Origin of the sequence: Paracoccus denitrificans, from assembly GCF_900100045.1 — a bacterium.
GTDB classification, from domain to species: Bacteria; Pseudomonadota; Alphaproteobacteria; order Rhodobacterales; family Rhodobacteraceae; genus Paracoccus; species Paracoccus denitrificans.
Genome location: NZ_FNEA01000027.1, coordinates 1 through 23885, shown reverse-complemented (window position 1 = coordinate 23885; position 23885 = coordinate 1). Strand labels below are relative to the sequence as shown.

Sequence of the window (23885 nt, the reverse complement as noted above, 5' to 3'; positions counted from 1 at the left end):
TCCGCTATCCAGTGATGCCCAGAACCGATCCGAAAAAGCCCCCCTGCCCGGCGGATGCCTGTATCGCCTTCGAGGATCTGACGGCGGGCTACGGCAGCCATGCCGCCATCCATCACCTGAGCGGCAAGCTGGAGCGCGGCACCTTGACGGCCGTGGTCGGGCCGAACGGGTCGGGCAAGTCGACGCTGGTCAAATGCATCACCGGCCTGCTGGCACCGATGAGCGGCACTTGCCGGGTCGCCACAGATGCCAGCCTTGCCTACCTGCCGCAGCAATCCGAACTGGACCGCAGCTTTCCGGCGCGGGTGGTGGACCTGGTGGCGCTTGGCCTGTGGCGCGAGCGCGGCCTGCTGGGCCGGCACCGGGCCGAGGATCGCCGTGCCGTGGCGGATGCCTTGCGCGCCGTGGGGCTGGAAGGCTTCGAGACCCGCCCCATCGACAGCCTGTCGGGCGGACAGTTGCAGCGCGCCCTGTTCGCCAGGGTTCTGGTGCAGGATGCCGATCTGATCCTGCTCGACGAGCCCTTCAACGCCATCGACGAAAAGACCATCCGCGACCTGATCGGCCTGATCCTGCATTGGCATGGCGAAGGGCGCACGGTGGTCGTGGTCGTCCACGATCTCGATCTGGTGCGGGCGCATTTCCCGCAGGCGCTGCTGCTTGCCCGCCGCCCCATCGCCTGGGGATCCACCGCCGAGGTCGTCACACCCGACAACATGCGACGCGCCCGGCAGTTTCAGGAAGCCTGGGACGAAAAGGCGCCCTGGTGCGAGCCGTCGCCCGCCCCGGTCAGAGGGGTGGCGTGATGGTCGACGGGGTCGTGGCGCCCTTCATGGAATTCGCCTTCATGCAGCGGGCGCTGGCGGGGGCGCTGCTGCTGTCGCTCTCGGCCTGCCCGGTCGGGGTCTTCCTGATGCTGCGCCGGATGAGCCTGACCGGGGACGCCATGTCCCATGCCATCCTGCCGGGCGCGGCGGCGGGCTTCATGCTTTACGGGCTGGAGATTGTGCCGATGACCATCGGCGGGCTGATCGCGGGCGCCATCGTGGCGCTTGGCGCCGGCGCCGTGGCACGGCTGACGGTGCAGAAGGAGGACGCCTCGATGGCGGCTTTCTACCTGGTTTCGCTGGCCATCGGGGTCGTCATGGTCAGCCTGCGCGGCTCCAGCGTCGATCTGATGCATGTTCTGTTCGGCACGGTGCTGGCGCTGAACGACGATGCGCTGTGGCTGATCGGGCTTGTCGCCTCGGTCACGCTGGCGACCACGGTGCTGCTGTGGCGCGCGCTGGTGGCGGAGTGCCTCGACCCGCTGTTCCTGCGCTCGGTCTCGCGCCTCGGCGGGGCGGTGCATTTCGCCTTTCTGGGGCTGGTGGTGCTGAACCTCGTCGCGGGGTTTCAGGCGCTCGGCACGCTGCTGTCGGTGGGGCTGATGATCCTGCCCGGTGCTGCGGCGCGGTTCTGGGTGAACGATGTCCTGGCGATGTGTGTCGTCTCGGTCGGGATCGGCATCGTCTCCTCGCTGGGCGGGCTCTTGCTGTCCTATCACGCCAGCCTCCCCTCGGGACCGGCGATCATCCTCTCGGCCGGGGTGGTCTATCTCGTCTCGCTTCTGGCGGGGCCGCGCGGCGTGCTGCGGCCCGCCCTGCCCCGCCGCCATCATCGGACGGCCTGACGCCATGAAAGGATATCCCATGAAAGACTGGCTCTTCCGCATCGCCACATGTTCGATCATGACGTTTTCATCCCTAGCGGCTGCACAGGCGGAACCGCTGGACGTGGTCGCCACCTTCTCGATCATCGGCGATTTCGCGGCAAAGGTGGGCGGCGACCGGATCAGGCTGAACGTGCTGGTCGGCCCGGATTCCGACACGCATGTCTATGAGCCCCGCCCGGCCGACGCGATCGCGCTGGCCGGCGCCGATGTGGTGCTGACCAACGGGCTGGAATTCGAGGGCTTCCTGACCCGCCTGATCGCCGCCAGCGGAACCGATGCCGCCGTCGCCACCCTGACCGACGGGGTCGAGACGATGGAGGAGCCGGGCGGCGGCCATTACCACTATATCGACGGCAAGGCGGTCTTCCATGCCGGCGCGCATGATCCCCATGCCTGGCAAGCGGTGCCGAATGCCAAGGTCTATGTACAGAACATCGCCGCCGCCTTCTGCGCGGCCGATGCCGAAGGCTGCGCCGCCTATCAGGCGAATGCGGCCCGCTACATCGGCGAACTGGACGCCCTCGATACCGAGATCCGCGCCGCCATCGCCGCCCTGCCCCAAGACCGCCGCACCGTGGTCGTGGCCCATAACGCATTCCGCTATTTCGAGGCCGCCTATGGCGTGCATTTCCTGTCGCCGCAGGGCGTCTCGACCGAATCCGAGGCCGCTGCGGCCGATGTGGCGGGACTGATCCGCGAGATCCGCGCCCGCAATGCCTCCGCCATCTTCGCCGAGAACATCAGCGACACCAGGCTGCTGGAGCAGATCGCGCGCGAGGCCGGACTGCCGCTGGCAGGCACGCTCTATTCAGACGCGCTGTCCGGGCCGGACGGCCCGGCGTCCAACTACATCGCGATGATGCGCCACAACGCCGGCGCCATCGCCGCGGCGCTGGCCGCCCGCTGACCAGATTTCCGCCGGGACCAGCCTGCGCCCGTCCCGGCGCCCTCCCCCGAACCCCATCAAGGAGACTTTCCATGCTCAGACATCTCGCGGGCGCCAGCGCCCTTGCCCTGACCTTGGCCGGCGCGGGTTTCGCGCAGGACCATGACCACGATCATGAGGACGTGACGCTTTACCGCGTCTTCGTCGGCGATCATGAAAAGGGCCAGGTCACGGCGTTCGACCTGGCCGAACCCGATCATCGCTGGACCTTCCCGACCACCGGCCAGGTCAAACTCTATTCCGTTGCAGGTGGCGCGGTGGTGGCCGCGGTGCAGTCCGATGCCGATACGGTGCAGTTCATCCGCAGCGGCATCTCGTTCCACGACCACGGCGATCACCGCGACATCGAGGTCGGCGATCCCGCGGCCATCGACGCCAGCCTGACCGGGCCGCGGCCCTTCCACCTGGTCGAGCATGACGGCAAGGTGGTGCTGAACTACGACCAGGGCGGCTATGCCGAGATCCTCGATGGCCACGCGCTGGCGGAAGGCAAGGCCGAGCCGGGCAGGTTCCCGCAGGCCCGCGCCCATCACGGCTTCGTCGCGCCCCTGGGGGGCAACTGGCTGTCCACCGTCGCCTCGGACGAGAAGGTCGAGGGCGACGCCTCGGTGCCGCGTCTGGGCCTGCAAGCCTTTGATGCCGAGGGCAATCCGGCCGGCAATCTGGCCACCTGCACCGGCATCCACGGCGAGGCCTTCTCGGGCGCCTATCTGGCCGCCGGCTGCAAGGAGGGCGTACTGACCGTCAAGGCCGGCGCGAACGGCTCGGAATACAAGCTGCTGCCCTATCCCGCCGACCTGCCGCAGGGCGTGACCACCGGCACCCTACTGGGCTCGACCGGCATCCAGGTGTTTCTGGGCAATTACGGCCCCGACGGGCTGGTGGTCATCGACCCGGTGGACGAGCCGCATTACCGCTACATCAAGCTGCCCTTCCGCCGGGTGGATTTCGCGCTCGACCCGGCCAAGCCCTCGACCGGCTACGTGCTGACCGAGGACGGCAGCCTGCACCGCATCGACCTGCTGAAGGCCGAGATCGTCGCCAGCGCCAAGGTGACCGAGCCCTATTCCATGGACGGGCATTGGAACGACCCGCGCCCGCGCATCGCCATGGCCGGGGACGAAATCGTCGTCACCGACCCCAACGCGGGTCTGGTGCGTCGCATCGCGACCGAGGATCTGTCGGAACGCGGCACCGTGCCGGTCGAGGGCAAGCCCTACAACATCGCCGTGACCGGCGGCAGCGGCGTGACGCACTGACGCAGGCACGACACGAAAGGGGGCGGCAAACCGCCCTCTTTGCTTTCCGGCCGATCCGTCAGCCGCCCTGTCTGGTGATCGCCACCACCGCCGGAGCACCGGCATATCGTCGCAGAAATCCGGCGGGCGGATGGACAGGTCCTCGTGATAGAACGGCCGCGGCCCTCGCAATCCTCGCCGCCGTCGCCCGGATGCTGCACGGCCACGAAAAAGGTGGTTGCGCTGGCCTAGCCGGACGCCAGCGGAATCGCGTAGTGAGCAGCGCAGCGCCGAAACCATTGCTCGACCGGGTCCTTGGCCGTCAGCAACGGGGCGCCCATGCAGATGCGATGCCATTGCAGCGTGCCGAACAGGATGTGATCGGCAAAGCCCGGCGCTTCGCCCGCCACCCAGTCCTGCCCCGTCAGGATCCGGCGCATCAAGGCCAGCTTCTCGGGAAAATGCGCCGCCTCGCCGGCCGAGCGGGCGGCCAGTTCCTCGACGCTGGCGCCGAACCGTCGCTGGCGAGCGGCCCGGAAATGCGCCTGATCGGGCGGGTCCATCATGTCGTGCATCCGACGCACCACGATCACCGACAGCGGCGGATTCAGCACCGTGTCGCAATGATGCTCGACCAGCCGCGCCAACGCCTGCTGGCCGGCGCCGGGAAACAGGCTGGGCCCGGAATGGGCGGCCTCGAGATGCAGGGCGATGCCGAAGCTGTCCCCCAGGCGATGGCCGCGATCGTCCAGCACCGGCACGCTGTCGAAGCCGCCCCCGGCAATGCGGGGAATGTCGGCGAAGGAGACAGGGCGCAGATCGAATTCCAGCCCCTTGTGCCTGAGTGCCAGGATCGCCTTCCAGACATGGGGCGAATAGTGCCGGACCCCGTCCGCGGCGCAGAGGCTGTAAAGTGCGATCCCGCCCATCAGGCCGTTTTCCGCACCAGCCGGGGCAGCGTGCCGCATTTGCCGGCGGCGCGCTGTGGCTCGGGCTTCTGCTCGACGCAACCGAGGATCTGTCGGATCACCCCGATCACCGGATCCTCGGCCCGCTCGGCAAGATAGCCAAAGACGATGCGGACCGAGTTGCGCACTTCGGACAGCACCACGATCCGCTCGTCGGGCGGCAAGGGCGCATGGATCACCCCGATGCCGACCCCGTCCGCGATCAGCGTGCGCGCCACCACCTCGTCGTCGACATTGATGATGCGGCGGGGGTGGAAGTTCCTTTCCTCGAAAAAGGTCTCGGCCATGCGGCCATAGCAGGAACGGTCGGGCGGACAGATGCAGGGCACGTCCTGCAGGCCGGTCAAGTCGCCGTCGCGCACATGCCCGGCATATTCCGGGGCACCGGCCAGATAGACGTTGAAGCGTGACAGCTCGACCGTGGTCAGATCGGACTGGTCCTCGTTCGGCTCGACATAGAAGCCGGCGTCCAGATAGCCGTTGCGGATGCCGCTGAGCACGCAGGAGGACGGGCCGCGGTCCAGCCTGACCTCAAGCTCGGGGAAACGCGAATAAAGCTCGGTCAGCAGGGTGCGCACGGTCTGGCGGTTGGAACAGCGCGCCGCGCCGATACGCAACTCGCCGGTCAGGCAACCGCGCAGACGGCAAGCCTCTTCCAGGAAGCGCTGGTGCTGCTCGAGCAGCTTGTCCGCCACCGCGAGCAGGCGCGAGCCGCCCTGGGTGACGGTCATGCCGCGGGGATTGCGCTCGAACAGCTTGATTCCCAGGCTGTCCTCCATCGACTTGATATGCGCGCTGATGGCGGGCTGGCTGCGATAAAGGATTTCGGAGGCGCGGGTGATGCTGCCCTCGCGCACAACGGTAACGAATGTTCTCAGGTGGTTGATGTCCATCCCAGGCCCTCGGATAACGGAGATCTTCGAAAAATGGCCGCAGTCGATGTTGCCTTGCGATGACCGCTGGGGGTGGAGAATGTGGATATCATAACGATCCGAGTCTTTCGGTCAAGAATTACCCCCCCGTCGCGGCGGGGTATTGCCGCTCCGCTCCAGATTGAAGGCTCCGCCTGACAGGGCGATGACAAGGCCCAGCAGCGCCAGCCCGCCGGCCAGCGCAAAGGTCACGGCCATGCCATGGGCCACCGAAGCCGTCCCGGCCGTCGCCGGATTGGCGCTGCCCGAGGCAAGGGTAAAGACCGCACCCATTGCCGAGGCGCCGGTGATCAGCCCCAGATTGCGCGCCAGGCTCAGCACGCCCGAGATCACGCCGCGCCGGTCCTGCGGCACCTCCATCATCACCGCGGTATTGTTCGCCGCCTGGAACAGCTGGTAGCCGGGGGTCAGAACCGCCAACGCCAGGACATAGCCGGCCGTGCCCAGCATGTTGGGCAGGCCGGCCAGCGCGAAAGCCCCCACGGCCATCTGCGCCAGCCCCCAGATCACCACCGCATTCGCGCCGAAACGGTCCACCAGCCGCCCCGCCGGCACCCCGCTCAGCGCCGAGATGGCGGGGCCGACCGACATGACCAGCCCGACCACCGCCGCCGGATGGCCCAGCACCCGCGACAGGTAGAAGGGTCCGACCACCAGCGTCGTCATCATGACGGTCGAGACCAGCGCGCTCATCGCCAGCGCGGCGTTCAGCGCCGGGTCGCGAAAGGCGGACAGCCGCACCAGCGGCGCGGGGCTGCGCCGCTCGATCAGCACGAAAAGCGCAAGACCCAGCGCCACCAGCGCCAGCAGGATCAGGTTCCGGCGGTGAAACGCGCCGTTCCCGGCGGTGACGGCCAGCGCATAGGCGGCAAGGGTCAGGGCAAGGACCAGCGTGCCCGGCTTGTCGAAAGCGCGGTGATCGACCCGGCCCCGCTGCGCATCCGCAGGCAGGCAGCGTTGCGCCAGGACAAGCCCGGCCAGCGCCAGCGGCGCCATCACCGCAAAGATCGCCCGCCAGCCGAGGCCCGAGATCAACAGCCCGCCCAGCGTCGGCCCCGCCGCCGTGCCGATGGCCGACATGGTGCCCAGCAGCCCCATGGCGCTGCCGGTGCGCTCCTTGGAAACGCTGGTGCGCACCAGCGCCACGGTCAGGCCCATCAGGATCGACCCCGCCGCACCCTGCAGCGCCCGCGCCGCGACCAGCGCCGGCAGCGTCGGCGCCATGGCACAAAGCGTCGAGGCGAGCGCGAAACCGGCCAGACCCCAGCACAGCACGCGGCGGTGGCCGGCGATGTCGCCCAGCCGGCCGGCGCTGACGATCAGCACGGTGATCGCCAGCAGATAGGCCAGCACCACCCATTGCACCTGCGGCAACCCCGTCCGAAAGGCATCGGCCAGCGTCGGCAGCGCCACGTTGGGAATGCTGATCCCCAGCGAGGACAGCAGCATCGCCATGGCCAGCGCGACCAGCGCCCAATGCGTCACCGGCGCTTGTTCGTCCGGCGCCTGTTCGTCCGGCGACTGTGGTTTCGGTTGCATCACGCATCCTCCTTGGTCCTGGATGGTCGATGCCCGGCCGGGGCGCGGCCGGGCATCGCTGTGGGCGCCCGCCAGCATCAGAAGCGGATCGTGCCCGACAGACGCAGGCTGCGGCCCGTTTCATAGAGGTTCGACCAGCCATCGACGCCGTAATAGGCGGTCGAATGGTCCAGATATTGCTCGTCGAAGATATTGGTCAGCGCCAGGCTATAGCTTTGGTTCCGGGCCGGGCGCCAGGTGACGGTCAGGTCGTGCACGTCATAGCCGGGCAGTTCGTCAAGCTGGAAATCGGCCGGCAGGTCGGTCTGCTTCAGCACGACGGTGCTGGTCCAGCCGATCTCTAGGTTCTGCGCGGGCATCTGGTAGCCGAGCGCCAGGACGATCTTGTCGCCGCCGGGCGTCACGCCGTCCAGCCAGTCGCCGGGGCTGACCGGCTCGTCATTGTATTTCACGTCGATGTGGCTGAAGCGCAGGTCGGCCGACCAGTTCTGCCAGCTGCGGCCGAGATGGGCGGTGATGCCGCGCGATTCGATCTCGCCGTCGTTTTCGCGGAACCACGGGCTGCCGCGGCCCTGCCACGAGCGGATCTTGTCCTCGATCTTCGAGGTGAAGCCGCTGATCCCGGCGCGCCAGCCGTCGCGGTCCCATTCGGCGCCCAGTTCCGCCGTGCGCGCCAACTCTCCGGTCAGCGAGGTGTCGGTCTGCGGTCCCAGCCCCAGCGGCCAGATCAATGTCAGCCCCTCGACAGGCTGCACGCCGCGAAAGGCCTCGCCCCACGAGGCGAACAGCGCCAGCCCCTCGGTCGGCTCATAGCGCAGCCGCAGGTTCGGGCTGAAATGCACGCCCTTGTAGTCGTTGCCGTTCAGGTCCCTGAGCGTGGCGCGGTCATAGCGCAGCCCGGCCGAAAGCAGCCATTGCTCGGTCGGGGTGTAATCGGCCTGGACATAGAGCCCGTGGTTTTCGCCGCGTTCGGAGCCGCCAAGCCCGGCTCCGCTTTCCCCACGCGACCGCGTCCAGCCGTAGTCGTAGCCATAGGTCAGCGCGACCTGGCCGAAATCCGAGCGGTTGCGGATGTCCAGCCCGCGCGTGTCCCATTCCGAAACCTGCCGGACCTCGATGTCGCGCAACAGGCGGCTGTGGGTGTCATAGGCCGAGACCGTCATGTCGACCAGCGGATCCCCCGCAGGATTGTAGCGATAGCTGACCGAGGTCGAGCGCCAGCCCAGCTTCTGATCCTCGGGGATGGCATCGGGCAGGCCGGGCGGAATGCCGAAATTCGAGCGATAGGCCCGCCGGCCGTTATCGCGGCGATACGTGGTGCTGAAGCTCAGCTCATGCCCATCGGCCGGGCGGAAGCGCAGCTTGACCAGCGCGTCCAGCGGGTCGTTGCCGGTATCGGCGACCTTGTTGCCCTCGCCATCCTTGTAGTCGTCGGCCCAGGATTTCGTCAGGTAGACCAGATAGCCGAACCGCTCGTCCGGGGTGCCGTAGAAAGCCAGCCCCGGCGTCACGCGCCGGCCATTGGTCTGGGCCGAAAGCTTCAGCATGTATCCCTGATCGCGGCCGGGCAGCAGCAGGTCCTCGGGGTCCTTGGTCTCGTAGCGGATGGCCCCGCCCAACGCCCCCGGGCCAGCCAGTGCGGAGCCGGCGCCGGCCTCGACCTCGACGCGCTTCAGGAGGTCCGGGTCGATGCCGAAATTCCCGGAATGGGCATACATGTTGCCGCCCAGCTTCGCCCCGTCCACGGTGACGTTCAGCATGGTCTCCTCGATACCGCGGACATAGATCTTTTGCGCCGCCATGCGATTGGCGCCGCTGACCACGACCTCGGGGCTTTGCGCGAAAAGCTCGTTCAGCGTCGCGGGCTGGCGGGTCTCGATCTCTTCGGCGGTGATCGTCTCCGAGATGGTCTCGTCATCGGCCGAACTCACGATCGTGACCGGCGACAGGGTCACGCTGCTGTCCTGTGCCAGCACTGGGCTTGCCAGCAGGGCGGCCAGGGCCGCGACGCTGCCGGGATGGGTTTGGAACGCCATCGGGTTGTTTCTCCATAACAGATACTGCCGCTGCCGGGGCCGGGGCTGGACGCCTGAATGCGCTGGCTGGGAGACAAGGGCCGGGCGCAGAATAGAAAAACCGCTCTGCCGGGCACAAATCGCAAAAACTGAAGGCAGATCTCAGCTTGGCCGAGGAGGGATCATCCGGGCGGAGCCTCCCATCCCTCGATCCGCGCGGCGAATGCGGACAGCCAGCGGCCGGTCTGGTGGCCGTCCAGCGCCCGGTGGTCGATGGTCAGCGTGACATGCGCCATGGTGCGGATCGCCAGCGCCTCGGCGCCGCCCGCGTCGCGCACCACTGCCCGCCTTTCCAGCCTCCCGACGCCCAGGATCGCCGATTGCCCGTCATGCAGGATGACCGGCGCGGCCAGCAACGTCCCCGAGGTGCCGTGATTCGAGATGGTGAAGCTGCCGCCCGCCATCTCGGCCGCCGAAAGCCGGCCGGCGCGGGCGCGGGCCGTCAATTCCTGCAATTGCCCCGCCACCTCTTCCAGCGTCAGGTCCTGCGCCTTGCGGATCACCGGCACCACCAGCCCGGCATCGCCCAGGGCGGTACCGATGCCGATATTCGCGTCGGCATGGATCTCCAGCGCATCCTCGTGCCAATGGCTGTTGACCTCGGGCACGGCGCGCAGGGCGGCGGCGGCGGCCACGACCAGATAGGGGGTCAGGGACAAATTGATCCCCTGCGCCGCCAGCAGCGGCTTGAGATGCGCGCGGTGGCGGGTGACGGCGGTGAAATCGACCTCGGCCAGCGCCGTGACATGCGGGGCGCGGGCGACCGATTCCGCCATGTTGCGGGCAATGGCCAGCCGCATCGGCGAATGCGGCACCCGGCGCGAACAGGACTGCGGCGCGGGCGTGCCGCCGCGGGCGCGATGCGCGGCCTGCATGTCCTCGCGGGTGACGCGGCCGCCCTTGCCGCTGCCGGCGATATCGCCGGGGTCGATGCCGTATTCCGCCGCCAGCCGCCGCACGGCCGGAGAGTGCTGGCGCGCGGCGGCTGGCGCCCCGGCCGGGGGTGCCACGGGATCGCTCGTGGGGTCGATCCGGGCCAGCACCGCGCCGGGGGTGACGATTTCGTCGGATTGCATGACGATCTCGTGCAGGATCCCGGCGGCCGGTGCGGCGATCTCCTGCGTGACCTTGTCGGTCTCCAGCTCGACCAGCGGATCGTCCTGCGCGACCCGCTCGCCCGGCCGCTTCAGCCAGTGGCGCACGACAGCACGGCTGCCCTCCTGCTCGGCGGGCACGATGACCTCGATCAAGCCCATTCAGAACTCCAGCAATTCGTCCAGCCGCGCGCGGATGGCCGCGACCGAGGGAACGACATGCTCCAGCAGCGCCGGATGGTGCGGACTGGGAATGTCGGGCATGGCCAGCCGTGCGACCGGCGCATCCAGTGCGTCGAAGGCCTCGTCGGCGACGGTGGCGGCGATCTCGGCGCCGAAGCCGGCGGTGCGCAGGTCCTCGTGCACGATCAGGCAGCGCCCGGTGCGGCGGACCGAAGCCAGCACCGCCTCGGCATCCCAGGGCATCAGCGTGCGCAGGTCGATGATCTCGACCGAAAGCCCCTCGGACGCCGCCTCGCAGCGGTTGACCATGGCGCCCCATGTGACCACCGTCGCATCCTCGCCCCGCCGGGTGATGGCGGCGCGGCCAAAGGGCAGGACATAGCCGTCGCCAGGCCATGGCCGGCGCGCCGAAGGGTGGTCCAGCATCTCGCGATGCTCCAGGAAGACCACCGGATCGTTGCCGCGCAGCGCCGCGCGCAAGAGGCCCGCCGCATCGGCCGCGTTCGAGGGCGCGGCAACGACCCAGCCGGGTTGGTGGACAAAGGCGACCTCGTTCGTCTGGCTGTGCCAGGGATCGCCGCATCGAAAATAGCCGATGGGCATCCGCACCACGATGGGCGCGGTGAAACGGTTGGCGGTGCGCCAACGCAGGGTGGCGCAATCGTTGAGCTGCTCGGCCGCCGGGTCGGCATATTTGCGGAACTGGATCTCGGGCACCGGCACCAGCCCGGCCAGCGCCATGCCCACGGCGCGGCCGATGATGCCCTCTTCGGACAGCGAGGTGTCGAAGACCCGCAATGCGCCGAACTTTTCCTGCAATCCCAGCGTCGCGGCATGGACGCCGCCCTTGGGGCCGACATCCTCGCCAAAGACGGCGACGCGCGGGTTCAGCGCCATCTCCTGCTCCAGCACGCGGCGGATGGCGGTCACCATGTTGATGCGCTGGCCCTCGGCGCAGGGGCTGTCGGTGAAAGCCGGCGGCCTGTAGCCCAGTGGGTGCTGGCCGCCCATGCGCTGCATCTCGCCCTGGTATCGGACATGGCGGGTCACCGTCTGGGGCGCGGCGGGCGGCACGGATTCCGCGCGGGCCAGCGCCGCGGCCACCTGCTCTTGCACGGCGCGGGCATGGCCCTCCCACTCCGCCTGCGACATCAGCGCCGGGACCAGATGCGCGTGCAGGCGCGGCAGGGGATCGCGCGACCATTCGCGGGCCACCAGTTCCTGCGGCTTGTAGCCTTGGGTATCCTGATAGCTGTGGCCCTGAAGCCGCGGCACAGACAGCCGCAGCAGCACCGGCGCGCGGCTGTCGCGCACATGATCCACCGCTTCGGCCGTCAGCACCGCAGCCTCGGCCGGGTCGGCGCCATCGCCGTCAAGGATCGCCAGCCCCTGCCAGCCCGACAGGTTGGCGGCGATATTGCCGCCCGGCACCTGCACGCCCGAGGGCACCGAGATGCCGTAGCCGTTGTCCTCGATGCAGAACAGCATCGGCAGCCGGCCCACCGTCGCCGCCCCCAGCGCCGACCAGAATCCGTTCGAGGCGACCGAGCCGTCGCCCCCCAGCGCCACCGCGATGGCGCGGTCGTAGCCGGGCTGGCCCAGCACCTCGGCATGATAGCGGATCGCCTGCGCCCAGCCGGCGGTCGGCGTGTATTGCGTGCCGACACCGCCCGACATCGGCAGCGCCGAGGGACCGCCGGGATTGGGCAGGTTGAAGACGACGCCGATGTCGCGCCCGTCCGAATAGCCCCCCGACCGCGCCATGGCCGAGACCAGCGCCTCGGTCGGCTCCAGCCCCAGCGCCAGCAGCATCGGGCGCGAACGGTAATAGCCGCAGACCGCATCATGCGGATCGTCGAGTTGCAGGCCCAGCAGGATCTGCGCCAGGTCGTGCCCGCGCGCCGAGAACTGGTAGAGCACCTTGCGCTGCGGCACCAGCCGGGTCTCCTCCAACTCGTCCAGCGCGCGGGACAGATGCAGCAGGCGGACGGCGCGGGGCCAGTCCACGGCGGCAGGGCGCGCGCCTTGCGCGGGGCAAAAGCCGCCGGCGACGTCTTCCATCTGACTGTCCTCCGTCTATTGGCCCCGCCTATTGGGCAGCGAACGCCCGCCCGGCCTCGATGCCGAGCTTGCGCCGGATCACCGCCAGCACATCCGCCGGCTCGGGCAGGGTGTAATGGCCATACATGCGGCCGTAATGCGGCTCGTATTGCTCGCGCCAGGCGGGCTCGATGACCTCGTGCCCGTCCTCGCGGATCGCGGCCACGTTGCGACGCACGACCGGGCGGTCCCACATGGCCGGGCCCATGACCGGGAAGAAGACGATGGGGAAATTGCCGACCAGGAACATCATCGTCAGCCGGTTCATCGAGGTTCCGGCCGCCGCCGCCGCCAACGTGTTCGCGGTCGCCGGCAGCACGATCATCAGGTCATGCGCCGCCGCGATCAGCCCCGGCCGGTCGGTCGCCCAGTCCCTGGGGCTTTCGCCGCAGATCACCCGCTCGACGATCAGCGACAGGCTGTCGGTATTGACGAAATTCCTCGCATCCGGCGTCAGGATCACCGAGATCGAGCAGTCCAGCCCCTCGCGGATCGCCCGGACATAGCCCGGCACCAGCATCGCATCGACCGAGCCGGTGACCCCGATCAGGATGCGCGGCTTGCGGTTTTCGGAATCGGACATCGAGCCCTCCTTTCAGTTCGTGGCCGAGCCGGGCCAGGTCGTGTCGGTCCGACGACGCTCCAGCGTCGCCTCGTAGGAATAGATCTGGCCGGACAGCGCGCGGGCGACATCCAGCCCGGCGCCGGGCAGGGTCACGGCGATCCATTTCTGGTTGAAGGGATGCGGCCATTCGACATGGTGGCATTCCAGCCCCGCCTCATGGACGATCTGCGCGATGGTTTCCCTGCGATAGCGCACGATATCGGGATACAGCCAGGCGTCGCCCTGGTAATCGCTGCCGTCCAGCGTCTCGAAGAAAGTGGCCAGGAACACCGTCTGGGGCACCATGACCTTTTTCGCCTCGGCCATGCATTTGGCGATCTGCCATTGCGGCGCATGGGTAAAGATCGAATGGGCCATCATCAGGTCGAACTTGCGGCCGAATTTCGTGAAGGCGAAATCGCCGTCGATGACGAAATTCGGCTTGCGGCGCTGGACGAGTTCTTCGTTGAAATGGCTTTTCAGCCCGTCCCTGATGGCCCATTCCTCGGGGTCGATGCCGTAATAGCGGCCGGGCCGCAGATACATGATGGCGAAACGCCCGCCGCGCAACGAGCCGCAGCCGATGTCCAGCAGGCTCGATGTCTCGCGCATGCCGAAAAGCGTCAGCAGATAGAACTGCGTCGCCCCGATCAGGTCGTAGTAGTTCGGCGGCCCGACATAGGCGCGATAATGGTTGCCGCCGATTTCCTCGGTTTCTCCGAACTGGTTGTGGAGGTCTTCCTTTTCCGACAAGGCAATATTGTCCACCCGTTTCCTCCTTGAGAAAGGGATAGTGTCAGGGGGTGCGGCTACCTGTGCAGGTTGCATTGCCGGCAGCCTTGTCCGAAGCCGGGCAGCGGTCAAATCGGATGTGCTGAGGGCAGCCCTCCCGATCCCTTATATCCTAGTGAAACCATCGGAAATCCTGAGGGCTGCACTCGAAAGAATCGATTGGTGCGGGCGCGGCAGGCGTGGTCACTGGCAGCGGGATGACGGAAAGGCGCTCGCCATGAAGACGCGACATCTTGGAGAATTCGAAAGCCATGCCGGTTGCGCCGCCATAGCGCGGGCCGTGGCCCGGTCGCGCGAGGCAGGCCGCGACGCGCTGGCCGCGCTGGACCTGCATGAGCGCGCGCAACTGCTGCGCCGGCTGGGCAAGGATCTGCTCAAGGTGCCCGAGGGAGTTGGGCTGGAAGGTCCGCTGGCCATGGCGGCCAGCATGGCGGCGGCCTGCCTGCGCGATTATCCGTCCGGCAAGCTGATTCCCTGCGGCCAGCCGCGCGAGGCGGGCGATGCGCTGACGCAGCGGGTGATGATGCCGCGGGCGGGCGTCGCCTTCCTGTGCGGCAGCGACGCGCCGCAGATGATCGAGGCGATGGGCGCGGCGATCCTGTCGGGCCTGCCCTGTCTGTTCTGCGCGCCAGAGCATGGGCCGCTGGCCGGGCTTGCGGAAACCATCGCCGCCCGCGGCCTGCTGCCCAAGGGCGCGCTGCAAGCCATCGCCGCCAGCCCTGCCGAACTGGCGCCGCATCTGTCGCCCGAGGATGTGATCTGCCTGTCCCGCCTGACCCCGGGGGCCTTTGCCCTGCAGCATCACCCGCTGATCGCGGCGGGCGAGGTCATGCTGGAGCGCTCGGCGCAGGGACAGATGCTGGCGATCCTGGGGCCGGATCTCGGCCCGGATTCGCCAGCGCTTCGGGATTTCATTGACCAAGCCCTTTCGAACACCACCCCCGGCCTGCCGGCGCCGATGGTCATTCTGCCGCGCGAGTTGTCGCGGGCGCTGGCAGGTCTCGACGTGCTGCTGGCACCCTATGACGCCCCCGAACAGGCGGCGGCGCTGGCCCGCCGGGCCTGTCCGGGCGACCTGCACCTGATCTCGCAGGATGAGGGCTTTCTTTGCGGCACGCTGCGCGCGCTCGGCGGCCATGTCGGCAAGGCGGTGCTGGACCAGACGACGCGGGTCTCGCCCTGTTCCGACCGGGCACTGCGCTTCATGGTGCGGGTCGAGATCACCGCCGCGCCCGCACGGATGACCGAGTTGACCGGCATCTGGCATCCGGGCGCGCCGGTGCGACAGGACGGCCATCCCTTCCGCAAGGTGCTCGGCGCGCTGTGCCCCGGCGACCGGCTGGTCACCGCCTCGCGCCGGATCACCCAGGCGGATGTCGAGCATTTCGCCCATCTGACCGGCGACCTGTTCTATGCCCATATGGACGCCGAGGCGGCGCGTGCCCATCCCTTCTTCGAGGATCGGGTGGCACATGGCCAGTTGGTCGTGTCCTTCGCCAACGGGTTGCTGGTCGATCCCGCGCCGGGCCCGGTGCTGGCCAACCTGGGCAGCGACGCCCTGCGCTTTTATGCGCCGGTCTATTTCGGCACCGCGCTGCATGTCGAGATGACCTGCAAGCAGATCATCCCCCGCCCCGGCGCCGATTTTGGCGAGGTCCGCTGGATCTGCCGGGTGCTGGACGACAAGGGCCGGCTTGCCGCGCAATACGACCTGCTGACGCTGGTGCGCAAGCAATGGCCGGAACCGGCAACCGTGGGGGTCTGAGATGTCCGGCCTTTTCCGCATTGCGCTGCTTACGCTGGCCGCCCTGCTTTCCGCCCCGGTCCTGGCCCAAGAGGACAGGCCGCTGATCATCACCGACAGCAGGGCCGACCGCGGCATGCTCGCGCCCTATCTGCACACGCGCAACGGCATCGCCTATCTCTACATGACCTATGTCTTCGACAGCCTCGTGTCGCAGGACCGGCAAGGCCGGCCGGCGCCGGGACTGGCCGCCAGCTGGACGATCTCGGCGGACGGGCTGACCGCCGATCTGCAGATGGACGGCCGCGCAAGTTGGCACGACGGCAGGCCGGTGACGGCTCGGGACGCCGCCTTCACCTTCGCCTATATGGCGCGCCACCCCTATCCCTTCGTCACGCTGAAGAATGTCGCCGGGGCCGAGGCGCTGTCGGACCGGCACCTGCGCATCACGCTGAAAAGCCGGGATGCGGGGCTGGTTTCGGGCCTGCTCACGGCGCTGCCGATCCTGCCCGAGCATGTCTATGCCGCCGAGGACGCGCCCGAACGCTTTACCGCGCCCGAGGCCGCGACCGGCAGCGGCCCCTATCGGCTGGCCAGCTATGACAAGGCGCAGGGCCGCTACATGCTCGAGGCGGTGCCGGACCATTACGCCGGCGCGCCGAAATTCACCCGGCTGATGATCGTCACGATGGCGCCCGATGCCGCGATCCGCGCCCTGCGCGGCGGCGAGGTGGACGTGATCTCGGACCTGCCGGTCGAGCGCGCCGCGGGGGTCGAGGCGCAGGGGCTGCATGTCGTCCGGGCGCGCAGCGGGCATGTGACCAAGATCGCCTTCAACCACCAGGGCATGTTCGGCGCCCGCACGCTGCGCCAGGCGCTGGCCCAGGCACTGGACCGGCTGGCGATCCTTGACATCACCGCACCGAACGGCGCCGGCGCGCTGGCCGAGACAGGCTATTTCCAACAGGGCTCGCCCTGGCGCGAGGACCGCACCGATCCGGTCTGGCCGCACGATCCCGCCATCGCGGCGACGCTGTTCGAGGCGCAGGGCTTCGCGCGTAACGGCACGGGCCGATGGCAGCGGGACGGCGCCCCGGTCACGCTGCGGTTGATCTCGGACGAAAGCCAGGCGCGGGTGGCGCAGGTCGTCGCCGACCAGCTCGAAGGCTTCGGCTTCGGCGTGGAGCTGCGGCTGATGGAGCGCACCGCCCTGCAAGCGGTCCCGCCCGGCGGCGATTACGACCTGCTCATCGCCTCGGTCAGCACCACCGGCGACCCGGGGGACATCGCCAGCCGCGTCACGGGCGACGCGTGGAGCGCCGACCGCTATGCCGGGGACGGCCGCATCGCCGCCGCGCTCGAGGCCGCCCGGCAAGCCGCCACGCCCGAGAAGCGGCTGGCACATCTGCGCGCCTTCCAGCGGCTCTATGCCGAGGAACTGCCCTCGCTGATGCTGATCGACCCGGTGATGGCCTCGGCCCATGGCGGGCGGATCGCGCTGGAGTTCATGCCCGACGGGGCGCGGATCGGCATTCCTACCGCCATAGACAAGTCGGCCTTCCTGCCGGAATGACCGAGGCACCAGCGGGCATCCGGCGGGGCCGCGCCCCGGCACTGGCCATGAACCTGCTGGCCCGGCTGGCGGTGTTGGGGCTGGTCGCGCTGACGACCTTCGCCCTGCCCCGGCTGCTGCCCGGCGATCCGTTGCAGGCCATGCTGGCCTCGGACCACGCGCAAAGCCTGAGCCTCGCCGAGCTCGCGGCGCTGCGCGAGCGGCTGGGGCTTACGGCAGGCTGGGGCCGGCAATTGGGCGACTGGCTGGGCGATCTGCTGCGCGGGGATCTGGGCCACTCGATCCGCCACGCCCGCCCGGTCGCGGCGCTGGTCGCGGAAAGTCTGCCCTGGACACTGCTGCTGATCCTTGGCGCGATGCCGGTCTATCTGCTGCTGGGCGCGCTGGCCGGCATCCGCGCCGGCCGGGCGCAGGGCGGGGCGCTGGACCGGGGGCTGACCGGCCTCGTCACCGTACTGGCCAGCATCCCGCCCTTCGTGCTGGCGATCCTGCTGATGCTGGGCTTCGCGATCCTCTGGCCCGTGCTGCCCGCCGGTGGCGCGCTGCCGCTGTTCCCCTCGGACCAGCCGCTGGTCCGGGCGGGACAGGTCGCGCGCCACGCCGCCTTGCCGGTCGCGGCGCTGGCGCTGCACGAATTCGCCCGCTTCTATTACCTCGCACGGGCCGAGGCGATAGGCCTGTCGCGCCGTCCCTTCGTGCTGAACGCCGAGGCGCGCGGCCTGGCCCCCTTGCGCATGCTGGCCGATTATTACGGCCGCAACATCCTGCCCGCCTTCGTCGCACGGATGAGCGATTCGATCTCGGGCCTGTTCGGCGCGGCGCTGATCGTCGAGATCGTCTTTTCCTATCCCGGCATCGGCGGGCTGATCTATGGCGCGATCCTCGACCGGGACTATCCGCTGCTGCAAGGCGCCACCATCATCGTCGCGGCGGGGGTTCTGGCGCTGAACTGGCTGATCGACGCGGTGCTGGCCGTGCTGGCGGAGCGCGGCTGATGCGCGTCGGACCACCCCTCCTCGGCCTGCTCGCCGTTTCGCTGGCGGCGCGACCGCTGCTGCCGGCCTGGCGCAGCAGCCGCGAGGTGCTGGCCCCACCCGGCACAGCCCACCCGCTGGGCACCAACGCCATCGGGCAGGACATCGCCCTGGGCCTGCTGCACGCGACGCCCAACACGCTTTTGGTGGGGCTGGCGGCAGCGGCGCTGGCGACCGGGGTCGCGCTGGCCGCGGCGGGGCTGGCCGCGACCGCACCGCCCACCCTGCGCGCGGCGATCCTGCGGCTGGTCGATGCGCTTCAGGTGCTGCCGGCGATGCTGGTCCTGCTGTTCGTCGCGGCCTTCGCCCAGCCCGGCCTTGCGGGCCTGATCCCGCTGCTGGGCCTGACCAGTTGGCACGAAGACGTGCGGCTGGCCCTGGCACTGATCCGGCGCGAAGCGGGGCGCGAGAACGTCCATTTCGCCCGCAGCATGGGCGCCAGTTGGTCCCATTGCCTGCGCCGTCACGTCCTGCCCGCGATCCGCCCGGCGCTGGCCGCGCTCTATGTCCAGAACATTCGGCAGGTCACGCTGCGCGGTGCGGGGCTGGCCTTCCTGGGCCTGACCGATCCGCGCCTGCCAAGCTGGGGCAGCATGATGCAGGAGGCGATGGACCATCTCTATACGCCCGCCTGGAGCTGGCTGCTGCTGCCCCCCGCCCTGGCGCTGACGCTGTTCCTGCTGGTCCTGCTGGCGCTGGCCGAGGCCGCCCCGGACAAGGACGCCGCCGCATGATCCGCGTCCGCGACCTGTCGCTGGACCATGGCACGCAGCCGATCCTGCGCCATGTCTCGCTGGAGGTCGCGCGAGGCGAGACGCTGGCGCTGATCGGCCCGTCGGGCAGCGGCAAGACCAGCTTGGCACGGATGATCCTGGGATTGCCGCCGCAGGGCCGGGCGATACGATGGCGGGGCGAGGTCACGCTGGACGGGCTTGACATGCTGCGCGCACCTGCCCGCCACCTGCGCCGCTTTCGCGCAGCGGAAACCGGAATGATCGTGCAGGCGCTTTCGGACGCGTTGAACCCGCATCTGAGCGTTGCGCAGCACCTGCGCGAGGCGGGCGATCCGCAAGCGCTCTGCACCGGTTTCAACATCCCGCCCATGCTGCTGCCGCGCCTGCCGCGCGACCTGAGCGGCGGCGAGATCCAGCGCGTGCTGACCGCGCTCGCCATGGCGAAATCGCCGCGCTGTCTGATCCTCGACGAGCCCACGGCGGCGCTGGATCCGGCCAATCGCGCCTGGGCCAGGACGCGCTTCGCGGCCGGCGCGCAGGATCGGGCGCAATTGCTGATCACCCACGACCTGGAGCTGGCGCGCGCACTGGCCGACCGCATCGCCGTCATGCGCGACGGCGAATTGATCGAGATCGGCGCGGCCGCGCAGGTGTTGGCAACCCCCGGCCATGCCTGCACGCGCCGGCTACTGGGTTTCGATCGCAAGCCGGAGCTGCGCCTGCCGTCCCCGGAACCACGCGAGAGCGGCCTGCTGGTCGAGGGGCTGCGGCACCGGATCGGCGACAGGGTGCTGCTGCGCGAGGTCTCGGCCCGTATCCCGGCCGGGCACTGCCTTGCCGTGATCGGAGCCAGCGGTTGCGGCAAGTCCACGCTGGCGCGGCTGCTGGCGGGTTATCTGCCGCTGCAGGGCGGCCGGATCCTGTGGCAGCCGGGCGCGCGGGCGCCGCGCATCGCACTGGTCTCGCAGCATCCGCACCGGGCGCTGGCCCGGCATTTCACCGTCGAGCAGGTGCTGGCCGAGGCTCTGCGGCTGGCGGGCGAGCCCCTGGCACCCGCCCGCATCGCGGCCCTGCTGCGCGAGATCGGCCTGTCCGACGCGCCGGGTTTCCGTGCCCGGCGCACGGAGACGCTTTCGGGCGGCGAGGCGCAGCGGCTGGTGATCGCACGCGCCATCGCGGTGCGCCCGGATTGCCTGGTCGCGGACGAGCCGACCAGCGCGTTGGACCCGGTCAGCCGCGAGCAGGTGCTGGGCCTGCTGAACCGGCTCAAGCGCGAGCGGGGCGTCGCGCTGCTGCTGGTCACCCATGACGCCGAAGTCGCGCGCACCCTGGCCGAGCGGACCGCCCGCCTGCATGACGGGCGGCTGGCCTTCGATTGATCAGGCCGGTTCGCGCAGATGGCGCACCGCGCGCTCCAGCGCCTCGATCTCGGGGTCGGCGATGCAGAGTTCGCGCAGCCGCGCTGCGGTGTTCCACAGATAGTCGCAATTCGGGCCCTTCTCGCCTGCCGCCCGCGCGATGGTGCGGGCCTGTTCCTCGGCAGGCATCAGGCGATAGGAATCATGCGCATCGTTGACGACATAGGTCACCGCATCGACCCGGCGGCCACCCCGCAGAAGCAGCGGAACCCGCAACTCGCGATAGGCCGGCCGGGCGAGTTCGCGCGCCCGCAGGCCGGCCAGCACCGCCTCTTCCTGCCCCGCGGGCGCGGCCAGCGCCAGCCCGTCGCAATACCCGCCCGGTGCCTCGTCCAGCGCCAGGACCAGCCCCGGCTGCTCGGCCGTGCCGCGATAATGCTGCGACAGGATGCAAAAGCGGCGCTGCCAGCCCATCAGCCGCGCCGGCTCCTGCCGGGTCGGGGCGAAGCCGGGGTCCCAGATCAGCGAGCCGTAGCCGAAGATCCACAAGCCGGCCATCAGCCGGCCACCCGCATCGGCTGGGCCGCGACGGGCGCCACCTGCGCGCGGCGGTGCAGGCGCAGCATCTGGCCCATGATGTTGCGGCGGTGCATCTCATCGGTGCCGCCGACCGAGGCGAAGGCCATGGCGTCGCGCAGGAAGCCCGAGACCCGCCCCTCGTGATAGCCGTCGCTGCCATGCAGTCGCAGCAGATCGACCGCCGCCGCGATCACCGTGTCGGCCCCGGCGATCTTGGCGATCGAGCAGCTCATCGCCGCCTCGGGCGCACCGCCCAGCAGCTGGTGCAGCGCCCCATAGGCCGTCCAGCGCGAAGTCTCGATGCCGATGCGGATGTCGGTCAGCTTCTTCTGCACGTATTGGTGGTCGAGGATCGGCACGCCGAAGGTCTGGCGGCGTTGCGCATAGTCCAGCGCCTCGGCCAGCGCCGGCTCCAGCAGCCAGCCGCCGACCAGCCCGTAATAGAGCCGCCCCAGCGAAACGATGTTGACGAGGTTGCCGAGCCCCCTGCCCGGCTCGCCCAGAAGGTCGCCGTAATCCAGCGCCATGGCGTCGAATTCCAGCCGCCCCGTCGGCAGGTCGGCATTGCCCAGCTTGTGGTCGGGCGGCCCGGCCCGCAACCCCGGCCGGTCGGTATCGACCAGCACCAGCGAGATGCCCTCGCGCCGCTCGCCGGCCAGCTTGCAGACGATCAGCACCATGGTGGCGATACCGGCATGGGCGATGTTGTGCTTGGCGCCGTTCAGAACAAAGGTTTCGTTCGGCCCCGGCGCCAGGGTCGACGAGGTGGCGCGCACATCGGTGCCGGTATCGGGATCGGCGATGGCCGTGGCGCTGAGCTCTCCGGCCAGGATACGGCGCAGGTAGCGCCGGCGCTGCGCCTCGGTCCCGTAAAGCTCCAGCGCGCGGACCATGCCCGCCTGGCCGATCACCGAAAGCACCAGCCCCGGATGGCGGATGGTCGAGGCGAGCCCCTCGAGCGCAGCGGTGAAGTTCCACCAGTCCACGCCCGCGCCGCCATGGTCGGGGGGCACGACCATGCGCCACAGCCCCGCCTGCACCAGTCGGTCCCATCGGCGGCGGTCGAATGCGCCGGGCGGCGGCTCGCCTGCCTCGGACTGCCCGATGCGGGCATATTCCGCGCGGATCGCGGCCCGCGCCTCGTTCCAATGCATCTGCATGGTCTTGCCTCCGATATGCGGGTCAGGCGCGGCCCTGATAGCGGGCGACCGCGGCCTTGAATTCCTCGGGCACGGGATAGGTCTGCTGCGACTCGTAATCGAACATGACATGGGTCGAATTGGCCCGCGCCACCTCGCGCCGGCTGTCATCGGCCAGTTGCATGACATGCTCCATCTCGAAGCTCTTGTTGCCGAACCTGGTCACGCGGCTGAGGATGGCGATGCGGTCGCCATAGACCGCCTGCGACACATATTCGCAGGAAGTGCGCACCATGATATGCGGAAGCTTGCGGTTCTTGGGCAGGTCCAGCAGCCCGTGCATGTATTCCAGATAGGCCGATTGCAGGTAATCGTAATAGATCGGGCTGCTGACATGGCCCATGGAATCGGTGTCGCGATAGCGCACCTCGATCTGGGTTTCGAACGGTTTTTCGTCCATTGCGTCCTCCGGTCTGTTGGGGGTGTCCGACATGCATGGTCAGACATGGGCGCGGCAACATCTGGCGACGGGGCTGGAGGGGCCGTGAATGGTAAAGCCCATCGGCACCGGGCCATAGCGGCGCAGGATGCGCAGCCCGTTGAGCCCGGCGGCGGCAAGCGTGGTGATGCAGCCCTCGGCCTCGCCCTGCGCGCATTGCTCGGCGGCGATGGCGGTGCTGGAAACGAAGCGTCGCTCGATGCGGGGCGGCAGCAGGGATTGCGGTGCGGGATGCGTTGCGCATAGCCGCGGCTCGGCCTGCTGGTCCGGGCGGACGGCCAGCACCATCTCGTCCGTGTCCATGATGAACATGTCGATCAGCCGCATGACCTGCAGATGGCGGTAGATGATGGAATGCAGCTCGGGATAGGCGACGACGCCCAGCATGACCTCGCGCTCGCGGCCGGCGGCCTCGCCCGCGGCCTGTTCCATGCTGCGATGCAGGACGATCTCGGCGCGGTCGCAGCGACCGGCGATCCAGGATTGCGCGGCGCGCTGGCAATTCGTGCCTTGGGGACCCAGCGTGTGGACCCGGCGGACCCAGGCAAAGGAGCGGACAAGCCTTTCCCCCGCAGGCGGAACGGGGGCCTGCGTGGAAAGCCGGATGCGGTTCAGCGTCAACGCAGGCGGTCGTTCGTCCATGAAGTCGCCTCTTCCAGCTCGAAACATGCCCGCATGGAACACGCCGGGCGTGTCCGGCACAAATCGGAAATCCTGATGGGCAACCCCGGCTATATCCGAGGGCTGCCCCGGCAGGTTTCCGCTTTTCTCATGGAGATGGCTGCGCATCCTCGCTGTGTGGTGGGGATGGAAGCAGGGTCGGGCGCGCATCACTGGGGTCGTTGCCTTACGGAGATGGGTCATGATGTCCGGCTCATGCCACCTCGGTATGTTCGCCCCTATGTGAAGGGCAACACCTTCGGCATCACGAAGCGCGGCAACACCTAACCTCAGCCTTGAAGAGGCCATTGATCGTCTTGGCCAAGGCGTTGTCATAGCTGTCGCCGACGCTGCCCACCGAGGGTTCGATGCCAGCTTCC

The 23885-nt window shown here is 69.0% G+C and carries 21 protein-coding genes and 1 pseudogene; 10 read left to right on the top strand and 12 right to left on the bottom strand.

The genetic code is table 11. The features are described 5' to 3' along the window. The first annotated feature begins 14 nt into the window (after nt 1-14). The 4 genes from aztA (at nt 15) to aztD (ending at nt 3919) form a co-directional block, all read left to right on the top strand. Nucleotides 15-806 carry a zinc ABC transporter ATP-binding protein AztA gene (aztA, locus tag BLT64_RS19955; protein WP_011747894.1) on the top strand — a complete coding sequence of 264 codons (792 nt, stop codon included), beginning with the start codon at nt 15-17 and terminating at the stop codon, nt 804-806. Then, on the top strand, nt 806-1672 hold the full coding sequence (gene aztB, locus BLT64_RS19950) for a zinc ABC transporter permease AztB (RefSeq protein WP_011747895.1): 867 nt from the start codon (nt 806-808) through the stop codon (nt 1670-1672). The genes aztA and aztB overlap by 1 nt, the downstream gene beginning before the upstream one ends. A 19-nt stretch (nt 1673-1691) precedes the next feature. Further along, nucleotides 1692-2621, top strand: a complete 930-nt coding sequence (gene aztC / locus BLT64_RS19945; RefSeq protein WP_011747896.1) for a zinc ABC transporter substrate-binding protein AztC — start codon at nt 1692-1694, stop codon at nt 2619-2621. Between the two features lie 71 nt (nt 2622-2692). Further along, nucleotides 2693-3919: a zinc metallochaperone AztD gene (gene aztD / locus BLT64_RS19940; protein WP_011747897.1), complete on the top strand. Its 1227-nt coding sequence runs from the start codon at nt 2693-2695 to the stop codon at nt 3917-3919. A 227-nt stretch (nt 3920-4146) separates the two neighbouring features. Here aztD and BLT64_RS19935 read toward each other — a convergent pair whose 3' ends face one another. The 8 genes from BLT64_RS19935 to BLT64_RS19900 form a co-directional block, all read right to left on the bottom strand. Continuing rightward, the gene (locus BLT64_RS19935) at nt 4147-4827 is read right to left on the bottom strand and encodes a glutathione S-transferase family protein (RefSeq protein WP_011747898.1); all 681 of its coding nucleotides are present in this window, start codon (nt 4825-4827) and stop codon (nt 4147-4149) included. Then, a complete protein-coding gene (locus BLT64_RS19930) occupies nt 4827-5759 on the bottom strand; it encodes a LysR family transcriptional regulator (protein ID WP_011747899.1) in 933 nt (310 codons plus the stop codon). Before BLT64_RS19930 ends, BLT64_RS19935 begins: the two co-directional genes overlap by 1 nt. Before the next feature lie 111 nt (nt 5760-5870). Further along, nucleotides 5871-7337 carry an MFS transporter gene (locus tag BLT64_RS19925; protein ID WP_011747900.1) on the bottom strand — a complete coding sequence of 489 codons (1467 nt, stop codon included), beginning with the start codon at nt 7335-7337 and terminating at the stop codon, nt 5871-5873. 77 nt (nt 7338-7414) lie between these two features. Continuing rightward, complete coding sequence (locus BLT64_RS19920) at nt 7415-9373, bottom strand: TonB-dependent receptor domain-containing protein (RefSeq protein ID WP_011747901.1); 1959 nt, start codon at nt 9371-9373, stop codon at nt 7415-7417. 161 nt (nt 9374-9534) lie between these two features. Next, nucleotides 9535-10668, bottom strand: coding sequence for a dihydrolipoamide acetyltransferase family protein (locus BLT64_RS19915; protein ID WP_011747902.1), 1134 nt, complete (start codon nt 10666-10668; stop codon nt 9535-9537). Next, nucleotides 10669-12750 (bottom strand): alpha-ketoacid dehydrogenase subunit alpha/beta, encoded by a 2082-nt coding sequence (locus BLT64_RS19910; protein WP_011747903.1) that lies wholly within the window; start codon nt 12748-12750, stop codon nt 10669-10671. It lies immediately after the preceding gene. 28 nt (nt 12751-12778) lie between these two features. Further along, nucleotides 12779-13372 (bottom strand): flavoprotein, encoded by a 594-nt coding sequence (locus BLT64_RS19905; RefSeq protein WP_011747904.1) that lies wholly within the window; start codon nt 13370-13372, stop codon nt 12779-12781. A 12-nt stretch (nt 13373-13384) separates the two neighbouring features. Continuing rightward, nucleotides 13385-14161 (bottom strand): class I SAM-dependent methyltransferase, encoded by a 777-nt coding sequence (locus BLT64_RS19900; protein ID WP_041529865.1) that lies wholly within the window; start codon nt 14159-14161, stop codon nt 13385-13387. A 241-nt stretch (nt 14162-14402) separates the two neighbouring features. Between BLT64_RS19900 and BLT64_RS27760 the strand changes: the two genes are divergently transcribed. Genes BLT64_RS27760 through BLT64_RS19875 form a run of 5 tightly spaced genes read left to right on the top strand, consistent with a single transcriptional unit; the run spans nt 14403 to nt 20649 of the window. After that, entirely contained in the window at nt 14403-15950 is a 1548-nt protein-coding gene (locus BLT64_RS27760; protein ID WP_011747906.1) for a MaoC/PaaZ C-terminal domain-containing protein, read from the top strand. 1 nt (nt 15951) lies between these two features. After that, nucleotides 15952-17502, top strand: a complete 1551-nt coding sequence (locus tag BLT64_RS19890; protein ID WP_011747907.1) for an ABC transporter substrate-binding protein — start codon at nt 15952-15954, stop codon at nt 17500-17502. After that, nucleotides 17499-18497, top strand: a complete 999-nt coding sequence (locus tag BLT64_RS19885) for an ABC transporter permease (protein WP_175474418.1) — start codon at nt 17499-17501, stop codon at nt 18495-18497. The genes BLT64_RS19890 and BLT64_RS19885 overlap by 4 nt, the downstream gene beginning before the upstream one ends. Beyond that, nucleotides 18497-19270, top strand: a complete 774-nt coding sequence (locus BLT64_RS19880; protein WP_011747909.1) for an ABC transporter permease subunit — start codon at nt 18497-18499, stop codon at nt 19268-19270. Before BLT64_RS19885 ends, BLT64_RS19880 begins: the two co-directional genes overlap by 1 nt. Next, a complete protein-coding gene (locus BLT64_RS19875; protein ID WP_011747910.1) occupies nt 19267-20649 on the top strand; it encodes an ABC transporter ATP-binding protein in 1383 nt (460 codons plus the stop codon). The genes BLT64_RS19880 and BLT64_RS19875 overlap by 4 nt, the downstream gene beginning before the upstream one ends. Here the strand turns inward: BLT64_RS19875 and BLT64_RS19870 are convergent, their stop codons facing one another. Genes BLT64_RS19870 through BLT64_RS19855 form a run of 4 tightly spaced genes read right to left on the bottom strand, consistent with a single transcriptional unit; the run spans nt 20650 to nt 23487 of the window. After that, the gene (locus BLT64_RS19870; RefSeq protein ID WP_011747911.1) at nt 20650-21186 is read right to left on the bottom strand and encodes a gamma-glutamylcyclotransferase; all 537 of its coding nucleotides are present in this window, start codon (nt 21184-21186) and stop codon (nt 20650-20652) included. It lies immediately after the preceding gene. After that, on the bottom strand, nt 21186-22367 hold the full coding sequence (locus tag BLT64_RS19865; RefSeq protein ID WP_011747912.1) for an acyl-CoA dehydrogenase family protein: 1182 nt from the start codon (nt 22365-22367) through the stop codon (nt 21186-21188). The genes BLT64_RS19870 and BLT64_RS19865 overlap by 1 nt, the downstream gene beginning before the upstream one ends. 22 nt (nt 22368-22389) lie before the next feature. Beyond that, nucleotides 22390-22806: an acyl-CoA thioesterase gene (locus tag BLT64_RS19860; protein WP_041529866.1), complete on the bottom strand. Its 417-nt coding sequence runs from the start codon at nt 22804-22806 to the stop codon at nt 22390-22392. A 39-nt stretch (nt 22807-22845) separates the two neighbouring features. Continuing rightward, nucleotides 22846-23487 (bottom strand): prephenate dehydratase, encoded by a 642-nt coding sequence (locus BLT64_RS19855; protein ID WP_011747914.1) that lies wholly within the window; start codon nt 23485-23487, stop codon nt 22846-22848. 147 nt (nt 23488-23634) lie between these two features. Here BLT64_RS19855 and BLT64_RS26525 point away from each other — a divergent pair. Next, nucleotides 23635-23754, top strand: a pseudogene (locus tag BLT64_RS26525) (IS110 family transposase); the annotation flags it as partial. Between the last annotated feature and the right edge of the window lie 131 nt (nt 23755-23885).

Bases quoted from the DNA above. Each gene is read 5' to 3' on its own strand.
- aztA (WP_011747894.1), top strand. From the start codon at position 15: ATGCCCAGAACCGATCCGAAAAAGCCCCCCTGCCCGGCGGATGCCTGT.
- aztB (WP_011747895.1), top strand. From the start codon at position 806: ATGGTCGACGGGGTCGTGGCGCCCTTCATGGAATTCGCCTTCATGCAG.
- aztC (WP_011747896.1), top strand. From the start codon at position 1,692: ATGAAAGACTGGCTCTTCCGCATCGCCACATGTTCGATCATGACGTTT.
- aztD (WP_011747897.1), top strand. From the start codon at position 2,693: ATGCTCAGACATCTCGCGGGCGCCAGCGCCCTTGCCCTGACCTTGGCC.
- BLT64_RS19935 (WP_011747898.1), bottom strand. From the start codon at position 4,827: ATGGGCGGGATCGCACTTTACAGCCTCTGCGCCGCGGACGGGGTCCGG.
- BLT64_RS19930 (WP_011747899.1), bottom strand. From the start codon at position 5,759: ATGGACATCAACCACCTGAGAACATTCGTTACCGTTGTGCGCGAGGGC.
- BLT64_RS19925 (WP_011747900.1), bottom strand. From the start codon at position 7,337: ATGCAACCGAAACCACAGTCGCCGGACGAACAGGCGCCGGACGAACAA.
- BLT64_RS19920 (WP_011747901.1), bottom strand. From the start codon at position 9,373: ATGGCGTTCCAAACCCATCCCGGCAGCGTCGCGGCCCTGGCCGCCCTG.
- BLT64_RS19915 (WP_011747902.1), bottom strand. From the start codon at position 10,668: ATGGGCTTGATCGAGGTCATCGTGCCCGCCGAGCAGGAGGGCAGCCGT.
- BLT64_RS19910 (WP_011747903.1), bottom strand. From the start codon at position 12,750: ATGGAAGACGTCGCCGGCGGCTTTTGCCCCGCGCAAGGCGCGCGCCCT.
- BLT64_RS19905 (WP_011747904.1), bottom strand. From the start codon at position 13,372: ATGTCCGATTCCGAAAACCGCAAGCCGCGCATCCTGATCGGGGTCACC.
- BLT64_RS27760 (WP_011747906.1), top strand. From the start codon at position 14,403: ATGAAGACGCGACATCTTGGAGAATTCGAAAGCCATGCCGGTTGCGCC.
- BLT64_RS19890 (WP_011747907.1), top strand. From the start codon at position 15,952: ATGTCCGGCCTTTTCCGCATTGCGCTGCTTACGCTGGCCGCCCTGCTT.
- BLT64_RS19885 (WP_175474418.1), top strand. From the start codon at position 17,499: ATGACCGAGGCACCAGCGGGCATCCGGCGGGGCCGCGCCCCGGCACTG.
- BLT64_RS19880 (WP_011747909.1), top strand. From the start codon at position 18,497: ATGCGCGTCGGACCACCCCTCCTCGGCCTGCTCGCCGTTTCGCTGGCG.
- BLT64_RS19875 (WP_011747910.1), top strand. From the start codon at position 19,267: ATGATCCGCGTCCGCGACCTGTCGCTGGACCATGGCACGCAGCCGATC.
- BLT64_RS19870 (WP_011747911.1), bottom strand. From the start codon at position 21,186: ATGGCCGGCTTGTGGATCTTCGGCTACGGCTCGCTGATCTGGGACCCC.
- BLT64_RS19865 (WP_011747912.1), bottom strand. From the start codon at position 22,367: ATGCAGATGCATTGGAACGAGGCGCGGGCCGCGATCCGCGCGGAATAT.
- BLT64_RS19860 (WP_041529866.1), bottom strand. From the start codon at position 22,806: ATGGACGAAAAACCGTTCGAAACCCAGATCGAGGTGCGCTATCGCGAC.
- BLT64_RS19855 (WP_011747914.1), bottom strand. From the start codon at position 23,487: ATGGACGAACGACCGCCTGCGTTGACGCTGAACCGCATCCGGCTTTCC.